The organism is Streptomyces albidicamelliae (assembly GCF_025642175.1).
In the GTDB taxonomy this organism is placed as follows: Bacteria; Actinomycetota; Actinomycetes; order Streptomycetales; family Streptomycetaceae; genus Streptomyces; species Streptomyces albidocamelliae.
Window position 1 is genome coordinate 563,166 of the sequence record NZ_CP106795.1, and the last position, 12,294, is coordinate 575,459.

The window sequence follows — 12,294 nt, forward strand, 5'->3', positions numbered from 1 at the left end:
TGACCGGACGTCACACGGATGCGGAACGCAGGGCACTGCAACTGCCCGGTGAGGTACCGGTGGTGGTCCGGCGCGCATCCGGGTGTCGGCGCCGGTGGAGGGCGTGGGACATTCACCGCAGGCGGTCGTTCACCGCCTGGCGGTCGGTCACCCCCGGGCGGTCGTTCACCGCGCGGTGGCCGTCACCGCGCGGTGGCCCTCACCGTGCCCGCATCCGCAGGAGTGCCTCGTCCGTCCCCACCAGCAGGTCACCTTCCGCCGTGAAGGCGAGGGCGTGGGCCCGGCTGCCGGGGTGGAAGGTGCGCAGCCTGTCGTCGTCCAGGGCCCGGTGTTCGACGAGACCGTCGGCCCAGGCGATCGCCAGGACGAGCCCGGCGTCGACCGTCGCCACCGCCACCGCGTCGACGGCGCAGTTGCGGGCGGCCACCGGCTCGGGCATGGCGTCGGTGTGGGGGGCCCATGCGCGTACGGTGCCGTCGGCGCCGCCCGTGTACAGCAGCAGGACGGTGTCCCCCGCCGCGGAGACGGGCAGGTCGGTGCCGGCGACCCCGGTGACGCGCCCCCGGTGCAGGGCGGCGGCGCGCGGCTCTGCGCCGGCGGACACCACGTGCACCGTCCCGGCGGCGTCACCGAGGACGACACGGTCTCCGGCGCCGGTCAGCGCGGTGACCGTCTCCCGCTGGCGCTGTGCGTACTCCCGTACGGCCGCGAGCAGGCGCTCCTGCGCGGAGGGGCCGTCGTCGAGGAGAGCGGCGAGTCCCTTGGGCCGCGCGGACTCTGCGGCGCGCTGGGTGTGCAGGAGGCCGTGTTCGTCGAGGACGGTGACGGTGCCGTCGCCGTGGTCGGCGGTGGCGCGGACGCCGGGCGCGGAGTGCGGGAGGCGGCCCGTGGAGCGGGCGCTCTCCGCGTCGAGGACCCGGACGGTGCCCTGGTGGTCGGCGACGACGAGCTGTCCGGCCAGGGGGCCGGTACCCGCCACCAGGGAGCGCACCGGGCCGGGCCACGGTGGCGTGACGTCGCCGCGCACCCGGTGCCACACGACGGCCCAGGAGGCGTCCCGGACAGCGGAGTCGAGGGCGGCGGCCAGTCGCGGATCACCGGCGTCGCCGAGGGCGGCGCGGAGGACCAGGGCGCGTTCGGCGGCCGGTTTCTCACGGGTCAGGGAGGCGCCGGCCCGCAGCCAGGCGGCGCGCAGTCCGCCGTGGTTCTCCTGGGAGCGTTCGTACGCGGTGGTCACGCTCCAGGGATCGGCCGCGCAGACCGAGACGGGGTCGTCCAGGTCGAACGGAACCTCCGGCTCCGGGTCCTGCTCCGCGCGGCCGGCCGGGCCGACGGGATGGGACGCGTCCCAGGACGCGCGGCGGGCCTCGTCGGTCCACTGTGGCTCGTCCAGGTCCATGCGGGCGCAGGGCCCGGCGGTGAGCGCCCGCTCCCATCGCGTACCGGAGCGGACCTCCACGAGCACCCGGACATGGTCCAACGCGGCGAGTCGCAGGACGAGTTCGACGACGGGACCGGGCTGCTCGGCGCCGTGCAGTTCGGGCAGCGCGATGACCGTGCGGCGCGGGTCGGCGGCGAGCGCGGCCACCAGGTCGCCCGGGGAGCGCGCGGCGTTCGACAGCTGGTCGCCGAGCATCCAGGCGGCCGTGGTCGCGGTCTGGCCGGGCAGCGGCACGAAGCCGTGGATGCGGCGTTCGCCGATGGTCCCGGGCCGGGTGCCGTGGCCAATCAGCCAGGCGAGGAGCCGCGACTTGCCGCTGCCCTCGGCGCCCGTGACGACCGCGAGGCCCGGGGCGCCGGGATCGCCGAGCCAGGCTAGCAGGGCGGCCGCGGCGGGCTCCCGCCCGGAAGCGGGCCGGGACCAGCGCGCGGCGGGATCCGCGGTCATGGCACCGCCCGCGTTCCCGCGGCGCCCGGGCGGCGAGTCACTGCCGGGCCTGCTGCGCGGCATGGGTGATGAGTTCCTTGAGGCCTTCCTCGCGGGACTCCGCGGTGCTGCCGTAGTCGAAGCTGTGCGTGAACTCCGCGTGCGGGAAGACGGCTTGCAGCCAGGCGGCGCAGTAGTGGCCGGGCATCATGCACGGTTCGAGTTCGCAGTAGACGCGGCGGACCTGCTCGGGTTCCACCCCGGCGGAGGAGAGCTGCTGCCACAGCTGCTCCTCCGGGTGCAGGCGGCCAGGGCCGGTCTGGGCGGTGACGATCTGCTTCGTGCCGTCCTCGCCGACGTACTCGAAAGCGGACGAGAACGGGAAGTTGAGGGTGTGGCGGACGTCGTCGAGCACCCGCGACCACCAGTTCTCCCGGTCGGCGACGGCCTCCGGGTCGATCTGGCGGATCTCCCGGACCAGTGCGGCGAACGCCTCGGCGGCGGACTGGAGTCCTTCGGAGGCGGCGATGACCGGCAGCGCGCGGTCCAGGACGGCGGCGCAGTGGGTGAAGGCAGCGACGTCCGAGCTGACGAACAGGGCGGATTCCCCGCGACCGAGGAAGAGGGCCTGCACCGAGCCGTCGGTGCGGACGCACAGGTCGGCCAGCCGGTCGGTGCCGATGCGCACCCACTCCGCCCAGTCACCCTGCAGAGCGACGCCGTGGTGACCGGTGTACATCCCGAGGGTCGGCCCGTCGGTGTCGTCCGCGGCGATGAAGTACGGGCCGACGTGCAGCGGCACACCGACCTGTGCGAGGTGGGCACGGGCCGACGCCGGCACGGTTCCGTAGGAGGCGGGGACGCTGATGCGGCGCAGCCCCTGGGGGCCGAACTGTGCGACGGCGGGGTCCGAGGGGAGCTCGGGCATCACAGACCTCTCACGGTGGCGGACTTACCTGCTCCACCCTATGCGCAGGCGGGGATTCACTCACGGCGGGGACCGAAGGCCGCGGGCACGGCATGCTCGGCGGGTCCCGAGGCCGCCGGCGAGGACTGCCCGGCGACGCCCGACGGCCGGCGCCGGACGGCCGCCGGCAAGGCATGCTCGGCGATGCCCGGTCCAGCCGGTCTACGCCTGGAACTCGGTGAGATCGATGGCGTGGACGCGCAGCGGGTAGCCGTGGACCGGGTGTGCCGTCTCACGCTCGAGCTCCATGCCGAGCTTGCGGATGACGTTCTCGGAGGCGTTGTCCCCGACGCGGTCGATGGCGACGACACGGTCCAGGCCGCGGTCCTGGAGGGCGAACTCCAGCGTGGCGTGCGCGGCTTCGGAGGCGTACCCCTGGCCCCAGTACTGCGATCCGAGCCGCCAGCTGATCGCCACCGCGGGCATCACCTCCGGCAGGAACTCGGGCACGGACAGTCCCGTGAAGCCGATCAGTTCGCCCGAGGCCAGCAGCTCGACGGCGAAGAGTCCGAAGCCCTCCTCGTCCCACTCCTCCTCCCACCGCTCGATGGCCTCGGCCGTGTGGTCCAGGTCGCGCACCGAGCCGTCGTCGATCCAGCGCATGACCCGTGGGTCCGCGTTGATGTCCGCCATCGGCACGAGGTCGTCGTCGTGCCAGCGGCGGAGGAGGAGGCGGGGGGTACGGATCTCGGTCATGTGCCCATCCTGCCGAAAGCGGACGCCGCATCGGTAATCCGGCCCGGTGCCGGATCCTTCCTGGCACCGGCCGCGGTGGGGCGGCAGCAGCGGAGAACCGGACATTCCCGCGCAAGGAACGGGCCACGAGGGAACGCGCCGGGCTTTTTCGATCTCCTCTCACGCGGACCGACCGCGACCGGCCGGCTTGGGGCCGGCACTCGACGCGCTCGCCTCATGACGGCCATGCCGGCCAACCGTGCTCCGGACGCGTCCGGCTCGCGAACCAGCACGCCGACGAAGTACTGCTGCTCGACGAGGACGACCTGCCCGGTGCCTCCGCGCCGGCCAGTGCAGAGGTCGACGCCGAGACGAACAGGGTCATCGTCGAGATCGCCGCGGACAACGCTCCACTCGCCGACGCGCTCGGCCAGTGGTACGGCATCGACACCGTCACCGTCCGCGTCAATCCCGGTGTCCACCAGTTCCAGGAGACGCTCACTGGCCCGACGGCGATCTGCACAATAAGTTGAAGGTGTGCACCACCCGCTTCGCCTGGACGGACAAGAGTCACCCGTAGATCGTCAGCGCCGGACACTGCACCTACGCCAACGGATACTTGGGCAGCTGGGACGACAGCGGCACCGACAACTCGGTCACGGTCGGTTTCGTCGATGTCGACAACTACGCCGACGACAAGGGCTCGGTGAAACTCTTCGGCCAGAACTAGTGTGATGCGGCGAGTGGACAACCGCTTCACCACGCGCTCGTCCAAAGGGCAGAAGTTCTGCACCGGAGGTGCCCGCTCCAGCGAAGTGTGCGGCTGGAAGGTGGCGGAAACCAGCAAGCGCTTCAAGTACTCAGGCGGTGAATCGTGCGTGATCTCCGGTGACTCCGGCGGTTCTTCACAGACATCGCTCTGGCAGAGAAGGCGCTCCCAGGAGGGGGCAAGAAGTGGTGAAGCGAACGGTGAGATGCACAGTCCTCGCCGCCGTGTCCGTCGTGGCGATGACCGCGTCGGCGTGCAGCAGTTCCAAGCCGTGCGCCGGAGTCGGCGTCACCTCCCAGGTCGGCGTGATGTTCCTCCAGCGCGGCTACACCGACCTTGCCGGCGCCTCCTACGAACTGTGTGCAGGCGGTAAGTGCGTCAAGGACCACCTGGAACGGGGGGACATCACCCGGATCAGTCTGCCTCTTCCCGATGACGTGGCCCCGAATCTCGGCACAGTCCGCCTACGCGTCACTCCCAAGGGCAGCACCCATCCCGAGATCGACGCGTCCTCCGACGTCAAGCTGACCCGCCAGTCCGACGGCTGCGGTGGCGGCGCCTACAGCGAGGGCCTCGCCTTCACCAGGGAAGAGGGCCTGACCACGAAGATCCCGCCCAGCGTGAGCGCGGCGTGGCACAAGCACCTCAAGTCACTGGCCTCGCCGTCCGAGTCCTCCTGACAGCGCTCCTCATGGTGTACCGAGGGCGGCGAGGACCGAGCAGCGGACGCTGCTGAAAGAGACCGGGCCGAGGGTGCATGAACAGCGGGCGGACCCGGCACAGTCAGCTCAGCGTGATCGCGTCGCCGTCCACCGTGATCCGTGTCGCGGGCAGCGCCTTGGTCGCCGGCCCGCTCTGCACACTTCCGTCGGTGATCGAGAAGCTGCTGCCGTGGCAGGGGCAGGCGATGACGCCGTTGGCGATGCTCGTCACCGCACAGCCCGCGTGGGTGCACGTCGCCGAGAACGCCTTGAAGGTGCCCGCCTCGGGCTGGGTGACAACCACCCCCTCGCTCTTGAAGACCTTGCCGCCGCCCTCCGGAATGTCGGTGGTCTTCGCGAGCTCCTTCGAGGAACTGGTGGAGTTCGGTGAGGGGGACACGCTGGGTGACTCCGAAGGCCTGGCGCCGGAGTCCGAGGCGTGGTCGGTGAGTAGTTTCCAGCCGGTGAGACCGGCTCCCGCAGTGAGAGCGGTGCCTGCCAGGCCGAGCACGGTGCTGCGCCGGGCAATCGGCCGCCCGGGTTCGAGGCTTTGCCCGGGCGGGCGCGGGATGACACCCAACGGCCTTGTTGCCGGGGTGGGCCCGGCGGGTGCGGACTGCAGCGAGGCCGGGGTGACGGGGTGGTGGTGTCCCGTGGTCGGGGGCGGTGCCCGATGCGGCCCGGGGGCCGGTGGCGGGCTGACGGGGCGGGCAGGACTGGGTTGTTCGGCTGGTGGGGTGCCCAGCAGGTCGGTGACGTTGTGTGTCTGGACCAGCCGGGCGACCCGGTCAGGCATCCAGCCGGGTTCGGCCAGCAACACGGCTGTGTCCGTGTCACCGCCGGCTCCGTCCGCGGAGGCGAGCCGGTCGAGGAGACCGGCGACGGTGGGGCGCTGATCGGAAGAGGACCGGAACGACGACGAGACCGCTGCCTTCGAGGCTCGGTACGAATCTCCCGGACGGCGGATGAAGGCCCTCGCCTGGCAGGGCCCCGAAGCGAAGGCCGCCACCGCTTTCGCCAAGGAGCAGCTGGTCGCTGTACGGACCGCCTGCGCCGAGGAGTTGGGGCACCCCGTCGACTGGGACAATCCCGCGTCCTACCAGGGCGACCTGGAAGGTGAGTACGAGGCGCCCTCCGAGCGGTGGACGGTCGGCGGTGTCCTGGCGGGCGTCGGCTGCCTGGGGGCGGTCCTTGTGTTCCTCGCCATCTGGGTGAATGGACTCGTTGCCCTCTTCGACTGACCCAAGTCACCGGGGGTGGGTAACAGCGAGAGGGAAGGCGTCCAGTCCACGCCCGACATGCCCGGCTCGAGTAGCGTGCGAGCATGCGCTTCACTGGGACTGGATGGAGGCCGTGATGCCCGTGGCGTACGTGCCGACTCTCGGGCCCGTCCGACAGGGCGACCCGCTCTCCCAACCGTTCGAGGCCGTCGTGGACCTCGCGGGAACCGGCCGCTTCCTCCCGTACGACAAAGACCGCCGCTGGTCGGCCACCAAGACCGAGCGCGTCCTGGTCGACTCCGTCGAGCACGACCAACGCCAGACCCGCGTGCCCACCCTCGCAGAGGTGCCAGTCGAAGCGGGCCGAGCTGTGCGCGGTGGTGAGCCGAAGCCCGGTGTCGTCGACACTCCCCCTGACGTCTCCCTGCCGTGCGGCGAGCCCTCTCCCGGTCTTCGACCATGTCCCTTCCCGGTTCGGTGATCAACCGGATCGTAGAGGCAGGGACCGGCTCGGCGTCGGCGGTGCCCCGGCCTGCACCGCGTCTCCCCTCTCCCCGCGCGGACCGATCACCACGCGTGGTGGTGGGCCGGGCGATTTCGGGGAAGGTGCGTCACAGCCCGCCGGCGGCCGGTGGCCGTCCGAGTGAAGCCCGTGGTGGCCCCCGCGCGTGACACGGGTGCACAGGGAGAGGAAGTGCGCATGACCAGCCAGCAGAGACCACCGGAATGCCATGCTCCCCCGGCGGGCTCCCGTCCCCAGCCGGCGGGAGACAAGCCGGCGGAGTACGACCGGGAAGCGGGCGAACCGGCAGCGTGCGAGCCGGTGGCGGTAAACGTCACGGCCGCGGACCTGACGGCACGGCAGACTCCCCGGGAGCGCGGCACAGGCGGTGCGCCGGAGGCCGATCGTTCCGCCGCCACCGCGCCGCACACGCCTCACGTCCGCCCGGCCTCCGGCCGCTCTGCCCTCGGGATCCTTCATGTCCGCTGAATCGCCACCGGCCCGGCGGCCGCGCAGCGCCGGCCATTTCCGCCGGCCCGCCCGCTCGTGGTGGCCTGCCCTGCGCCGGACCCCGGTGCGGATGTGGAACGACGACATCACCGACTACGCCGCGGCCTTGACGTACTACGCCATCCTGGCGGTACTGCCGGCGCTGCTCGTCACCGTCCTCGCCTTCGGGCTGATCAGCCCCGGCACAGCCGAACAGTTCGTCGCCCATGTCACCCACTACGCGCCGGGCCAGTCCGGCGCCGAACTGCACGGTGTCCTCGGTCGCATGCTCGCCCGGCAGTCGGCCGCGTGGACCCTGCTGGCCGCCGGCGCCGCGAGCGCCCTGTGGTCGGCCTGCAGCTACCTGGCCGTCTTCCGCCGGGCCCTGCACCGCATGCACCGCCTGCCCGATCGCCGCTCGCCCTGGCGCAAGGCCCCCCGCATCGTGGCCACCGCGCTGGTCCTGCTCACCCTGCTCGTCGTCAGCGCCCTCGTCCTGATGCTGAGCGGGCCGATCGCCCAGGACGTGGGCCGCCTGCTGCATCTGGACCACACCGTGCCGCTGATCTGGAGCGTCGCCCGCTGGCCGTTGCTGCTGTGCCTCGTGGCCGTCCTGGTGGTCGTGGTCTTCCACACCGGTCCGCCCGCGGCCCGCCGGGGCCGCCACAGCCTGCCCGGCGGCGGCCTGGCCGCCGCCCTGTGGCTGACCGTCTCCGCGGGTTTCGCCCTGTACGCCAGTCTGCTGGGCACCTACAGCCGCCTGTACGGCTCCCTCGCGGGTGTCGTCGTCTTCCTCATCTGGCTGTGGCTGTCGAACCTCGCCCTGCTCACCGGTGCGCAGTTCACCGCCGAGCTGAACGGCGGGGACGCCTCGCGTGCGGACGGCTGACCGGCGTACGGACAGGGCCGTCGCGGGGAACCCGGGCGGCCGCTGCGACACAATCGCGGCATGATCGGCAAGAGGAACACCTATCGCGTCGTGGACGGCGTCCGCATACCCGGGACCTGGCGGCACGCCTTCATCCGCAACGGGAGCCACTTCCTGACCGACCTCGTCATCTACGCCGACGGACTCGTCGACTGCTGGGGCCTGGTCACCCTCGACGAGTTCGAGGAGAAGGTCCGCTCCGGGTGGGTCGCCACGACCCTGCCGGACGGTGCCAGGGCATCCGCGCACGGTCTGGCGACCTGGACATTCGGCGAGCCCCGCAGCCGGCTGAGCCCCGAACTGCTGGTCGCCGAAGTCCGCGACTCCGTGGACCGGCTCAACGGGCGCCCCGACTCGACGGGTCGCTGCCTCGCCGCCGTCGACGTCTTCCTCGCCGATCGGACGGAGGAGAACCGGGCCGCGGCACGCACCGCGTTCCTGGCCGTCCCCGCCTCGCGGCGGCGGTACGCGCTCGGCGACATGGACAGCAAGGACTGGCCGCTGCGGACGCTGGTGGCGGGGCCCGGAGGGCGGACCTACCTGCCGGCCGACCCGCCGGTCACCCAGGAGGCCTACGACCGGGCCCTCGCGTACTTCGAGGAGCGGGCCGGCCGGAAGGCCGAGCTGCGGGTGCGCGCCGCAGCGGACGGGCCGGCGGCGCCGCAGGCCCCCGCGGTCCACCTTCCCCACTCCTGTCCGGACGAACCGGTGCCCGATCCGGGCCGGCTGGCCCTGCGCAACGACTACCCCGCCCCGATCACTGTCGGGGAGGTCAGCCACCCTTCGGTCACGCACGCCTACTGGGCCCTGTCGGTCGCCCGGCCGGAGATCGCCGCGGCGGTCTCGGCGGCGGACACCGCTGCCGCGGCACGCGGGATCGCGGCCGGGGCACCGCGCCGCGAGGGGTGGGAGCAGGCCCGCGTCGCCGTGATGACCAGGCTGCTGCACGCCAAGTTCGAGCAGCACCCCGAGCTGGCCGACATCCTGCTGGCGACGGACGACGCCACGGTGATCTACGACGACGTGGACTCGGCCTTCTGGGGTGACAACGGCGGCCGGGGCCGCAACTGGGCCGGTCGCCTCCTCGAACTCGTCCGCTCCGAACTGCGCGTGCGGCGCGGCGGGTTCTCCGGACTGTAGGCGGCCGGCACCGCCCGTCGTTCAGGCCGCGAGGAAGCCGAGGAGATGGGCGGCGACCTCGTCCGGGGCCTCGACCTGCGGGTAGTGGCCCACGGCGGGTGGCCCGGCCAGTTCCGTCACGGTCGCGGACGGCATGCGCCGGCGGACACGGTCGAGGACATGGGCCCCGCTGATCGGGTCGGCGGGCCCCCACAGGAACAGCGTGGGGCCACCGTAGCCTTCGAGCGCCCCGACCCAGCGCGCCTCGTGCGTGCGGCGCTCGTCGATGTAGCGCAGCAGCCGCGGAGCCAGCAGACGGCCCCCGTCCCGGCGGACGCTCTCCCACATGGTGTGCAGATCCTCGGGCGGGACGGGCCGGCCCAGCACCTGACGCATCGTCGTCCGGAACCCGCGTTCGGTGACGGCGTGGGCGAGGAGCGGACCGAACGGGCCGTGCAGCAAGCGCTGTACCCGGACGGGCCGGTGCAGGTCCGGGTAGAGGCCGCCGTTGAGCCAGGCCATGCGGGTGATCCGGGCGGGGTCGCGGGCCAGCAGCTCCTGCGCCACGCTCACGCCGTAGTCGTGGGCGACCAGCGCCGTGTCGCCGATGCCGAGGCCGCTCCAGAGGGCCTCCACCAGGTCGGCCTGCTCCAGCACCGAGTAGGTGTGCCGGCGCGGTTTGTCGCTGTGGCCGAAGCCGAGAAGGTCGAAGGTGGTGACCCGGTACCCGTGCGCCGCCAGCCGGGGCACGGTCGGCGACCAGTCGTGGGAGGAGGTGGGGAAGCCGTGCACCAGCGTCACCGGCGGACCGTCGGCCGGACCGTCCTGGCGGACGAACAGCGTGTGGCGGCCCGTCCGCCCGTCGACGGTCGTACGGCTTCCCCCGGCGGTCCACCGGTCGCCGGTGGGCATGGCGGTCCTGGCCATCAGTGGCTCTCCCGTGTTGCGGCGATGCCCTCCAGGAGGCAGCGCAGACCGAAGTCGAACTCTCCGTCGCCGTCCACGCCGTTGAGCAGCGCCGCATGGGCGGTGAGCAGCGGGTGTGTCCGGGCGGGCAGCGAGGTGAACAGGCCGGTCATGGCCGCGCGTTCACCGGGTGTGCGGGCCGCTCCCCCGGTGTCCAGGAGTACGGTGCCGACGACGTGGTGCGTGACCGTGAGGTAGATCCGTACCGCGCTCTCCGCGGACCAGCCCGCGTCGGTCAGCAGGCGAAGGCCGTGTTCCCGGGCGCGCAGGGCATGAGGCCCGAGCAGCTGACCCCGCGTCAGCAGGGGCACGAGGGCGCGGTGGGCGAGCAGCACCCGCCGGTACTCCCGGGCGCCGGCCTCCGTCCCGGCACGCCAGTCGGTGGCCGGGCCGGAGTCCGGCAGGGCGATCTCCCCCAGCATGTGGTCGACCAGTTCCACCAGCAGTGCCTCGCGGCTCGGGACGTGCCGGTACAGGGAGGTGTGCCGCAGCCCCATCCGCTCGCCGACGGCGCGCATCGTCAGGGCGTCCAGGCCCTGCTCGTCGGCGATGTGCAGCGAGGCGTCCATGATCGCGCCGAGCGTGATGCCGCCGGCCCGGGACCGCTGTCGCGCCCGGACGGCGTACCGCTCGCTCCACCAGGCGGCCGAGCCCACCGGGGCGCTCGGCTCGCTCGACGGCTCGTGCCGTGGGTTCGGTCGCTCGGGCATCCGTCCGCTCACAGGTCCGGGGAACACGCGTCCATCGGACGCAGAGTACGCGTCCAGTGGACGCATAACAAGGGAGGTGCGGATCCGGGGATATCGACTCCCTCTCGACCGGCCCCGCCTGACATGATCATCGAGTGACCGGTGAAGCCGCGCGGCCCGACCGCGCCAGGTACGTACTGTTCGACGTCGACGGCACGTTGATCGACGCGGTGAGCAACCAGCGCCGGGTATGGGCGACTTGGGCACGGCGGTACGGGCTGGACGCGGACGAGGTCCACCGGGTGGCGCTGCGCACCCGTCCGCTCGAGACCTTCGCCGAAGTCGCTCCCGACCGGGACCCGCAGGAGTGCCTGGCGGCGCTGCACGACCTGGAGGACGACGACGTCCGGACCGGCGTCTACACGGCCTTCGACGGCGCGGCCGAACTGCTGCGCGCACTGCCGACGCAGTGCTGGGCGCTGGTGACCTCGAACTACGCGCACCGGGTGCGGGGCCGGTTCCGGCGGACCGATCTGCCGGTGCCGCGACTGATCGTGGACGCGGCCGCCGTCGAGGAGGGCAAGCCGTCCCCGGTGCCGTATCTGCGGGCGGCCGAGCTGCTGGGCGCCGCGCCGCAGGACTGCCTGGTCATCGAGGACGCCCCGTCCGGCGTGCGGTCCGGACGGGAGGCGGGCATGACGGTGTGGGGCGTGAACACCGCCGTCGCGGTGGACGGCGTGCACCGCCACTTCCGCAGCCTGCGCGAGGCGGCCCCGCACATCCTGTCCTTCGCGGAACACCGCGCACCGGCACGACCACAGGAGCAGGCACATGCGCACCGCACCGGATGACGTGGCCGAGGTGATCCGGGCCGAGCTGCGGCTCATGGACCCGCGAGCACGGATGTCCCGGGAAGTGGCCGGGCGGCTGCTGGACCCCGAGTTCGTGGAGGTCGGGGCCTCGGGCCGGCGTTGGACCTACGAGCAGATGCTCGCCGCGCTGCCCGAGATGTCCGGCAGCACCGAGGACGGGCCGCGGTACGAGCCGTCGCACATGACCGGTGTCGTCCTGGCTCCGGGCGTGGTGCACCTCACCTACGAGACGACGATCGCCGGCAGGCGGGCGCGCCGTAGCTCGCTGTGGCGCAGGGGCGACGGGGAGGCCGGCTGGCGGATGTACTACCACCAGGCCACTCCCGTCCCGACCGGAGGCGTAGCCGGGTAGCCGTAGCCGGGCAGGCGTAGCCGAGCAGCCGTAGCGGTGCGGCGGGCGCTCGGTGGGCTGTCGGCGGGCAAGACGTGCGGGGATCTCCCGACAACAGCCTCATCTGGTTGAAGCGTGAAGCAGGTGGAGGCCGCCGAGAAGGGCGGCGGACGCACGGGTAGAGTCCATGATCGCCGAT

The 12,294-nt window shown here is 72.5% G+C and carries 13 protein-coding genes and 1 pseudogene; 7 read left to right on the plus strand and 7 right to left on the minus strand.

The features are described from left to right. Positions 1-199 precede the first annotated feature (199 nt). From N8I86_RS02755 to N8I86_RS02770, 4 genes are all read right to left on the minus strand, one after another. Positions 200-1,951, minus strand: coding sequence for a WD40 repeat domain-containing protein (locus N8I86_RS02755; RefSeq protein ID WP_263276984.1), 1,752 nt, complete (start codon positions 1,949-1,951; stop codon positions 200-202). Beyond that, positions 1,926-2,795, minus strand: coding sequence for a nucleic acid/nucleotide deaminase domain-containing protein (locus N8I86_RS02760; RefSeq protein ID WP_263276985.1), 870 nt, complete (start codon positions 2,793-2,795; stop codon positions 1,926-1,928). Before N8I86_RS02760 ends, N8I86_RS02755 begins: the two co-directional genes overlap by 26 nt. Positions 2,796-2,996: 201 nt before the next feature. Then, entirely contained in the window at positions 2,997-3,530 is a 534-nt protein-coding gene (locus N8I86_RS02765) for a GNAT family N-acetyltransferase (protein ID WP_123439144.1), read from the minus strand. Continuing rightward, positions 3,527-3,991, minus strand: a complete 465-nt coding sequence (locus N8I86_RS02770) for a hypothetical protein (protein ID WP_263276986.1) — start codon at positions 3,989-3,991, stop codon at positions 3,527-3,529. The genes N8I86_RS02765 and N8I86_RS02770 overlap by 4 nt, the downstream gene beginning before the upstream one ends. A 487-nt stretch (positions 3,992-4,478) precedes the next feature. Here N8I86_RS02770 and N8I86_RS02775 point away from each other — a divergent pair, with 487 nt between their 5' ends. After that, a complete protein-coding gene (locus N8I86_RS02775; RefSeq protein ID WP_263276987.1) occupies positions 4,479-4,958 on the plus strand; it encodes a hypothetical protein in 480 nt (159 codons plus the stop codon). 103 nt (positions 4,959-5,061) lie between these two features. Here the strand turns inward: N8I86_RS02775 and N8I86_RS02780 are convergent, their stop codons facing one another. Then, complete coding sequence (locus N8I86_RS02780) at positions 5,062-5,559, minus strand: Rieske (2Fe-2S) protein (protein WP_404830869.1); 498 nt, start codon at positions 5,557-5,559, stop codon at positions 5,062-5,064. Between the two features lie 331 nt (positions 5,560-5,890). Between N8I86_RS02780 and N8I86_RS02785 the strand changes: the two are divergent. The 4 genes and pseudogenes from N8I86_RS02785 to N8I86_RS02800 form a co-directional block, all read left to right on the plus strand. Then, positions 5,891-6,220 (plus strand): annotated as a pseudogene (locus tag N8I86_RS02785) (DUF6584 family protein); the annotation flags it as partial. Positions 6,221-6,335: 115 nt separating this feature from the next. Continuing rightward, a complete protein-coding gene (locus N8I86_RS02790) occupies positions 6,336-6,680 on the plus strand; it encodes a hypothetical protein (protein WP_263276988.1) in 345 nt (114 codons plus the stop codon). 499 nt (positions 6,681-7,179) lie between these two features. Beyond that, entirely contained in the window at positions 7,180-8,079 is a 900-nt protein-coding gene (locus N8I86_RS02795; protein ID WP_073895834.1) for a YihY/virulence factor BrkB family protein, read from the plus strand. A 60-nt stretch (positions 8,080-8,139) separates the two neighbouring features. After that, a complete protein-coding gene (locus tag N8I86_RS02800) occupies positions 8,140-9,258 on the plus strand; it encodes an NADAR family protein (protein WP_263276989.1) in 1,119 nt (372 codons plus the stop codon). A 21-nt stretch (positions 9,259-9,279) separates the two neighbouring features. Here N8I86_RS02800 and N8I86_RS02805 read toward each other — a convergent pair whose 3' ends face one another. Both N8I86_RS02805 and N8I86_RS02810 read right to left on the minus strand, forming a co-directional pair. Beyond that, positions 9,280-10,164 (minus strand): alpha/beta fold hydrolase, encoded by an 885-nt coding sequence (locus N8I86_RS02805; RefSeq protein WP_263276990.1) that lies wholly within the window; start codon positions 10,162-10,164, stop codon positions 9,280-9,282. After that, entirely contained in the window at positions 10,164-10,913 is a 750-nt protein-coding gene (locus N8I86_RS02810) for a TetR/AcrR family transcriptional regulator C-terminal domain-containing protein (protein ID WP_263276991.1), read from the minus strand. Before N8I86_RS02810 ends, N8I86_RS02805 begins: the two co-directional genes overlap by 1 nt. A gap of 134 nt (positions 10,914-11,047) precedes the next feature. Between N8I86_RS02810 and N8I86_RS02815 the strand changes: the two genes are divergently transcribed. Then, a complete protein-coding gene (locus N8I86_RS02815; protein ID WP_263276992.1) occupies positions 11,048-11,743 on the plus strand; it encodes an HAD family hydrolase in 696 nt (231 codons plus the stop codon). Further along, on the plus strand, positions 11,724-12,116 hold the full coding sequence (locus tag N8I86_RS02820; protein WP_263276993.1) for a nuclear transport factor 2 family protein: 393 nt from the start codon (positions 11,724-11,726) through the stop codon (positions 12,114-12,116). Before N8I86_RS02815 ends, N8I86_RS02820 begins: the two co-directional genes overlap by 20 nt. The last annotated feature ends 178 nt before the right edge of the window (positions 12,117-12,294 follow it).

Coding starts and splice junctions, on each gene's coding strand:
- N8I86_RS02755 (WP_263276984.1), bottom strand. CDS start 1,951: ATGCCGCGCAGCAGGCCCGGCAGTGACTCGCCGCCCGGGCGCCGCGGG.
- N8I86_RS02760 (WP_263276985.1), bottom strand. CDS start 2,795: ATGCCCGAGCTCCCCTCGGACCCCGCCGTCGCACAGTTCGGCCCCCAG.
- N8I86_RS02765 (WP_123439144.1), bottom strand. CDS start 3,530: ATGACCGAGATCCGTACCCCCCGCCTCCTCCTCCGCCGCTGGCACGAC.
- N8I86_RS02790 (WP_263276988.1), top strand. CDS start 6,336: ATGCCCGTGGCGTACGTGCCGACTCTCGGGCCCGTCCGACAGGGCGAC.
- N8I86_RS02795 (WP_073895834.1), top strand. CDS start 7,180: ATGTCCGCTGAATCGCCACCGGCCCGGCGGCCGCGCAGCGCCGGCCAT.
- N8I86_RS02800 (WP_263276989.1), top strand. CDS start 8,140: ATGATCGGCAAGAGGAACACCTATCGCGTCGTGGACGGCGTCCGCATA.
- N8I86_RS02805 (WP_263276990.1), bottom strand. CDS start 10,164: ATGGCCAGGACCGCCATGCCCACCGGCGACCGGTGGACCGCCGGGGGA.
- N8I86_RS02810 (WP_263276991.1), bottom strand. CDS start 10,913: ATGCCCGAGCGACCGAACCCACGGCACGAGCCGTCGAGCGAGCCGAGC.
- N8I86_RS02820 (WP_263276993.1), top strand. CDS start 11,724: ATGCGCACCGCACCGGATGACGTGGCCGAGGTGATCCGGGCCGAGCTG.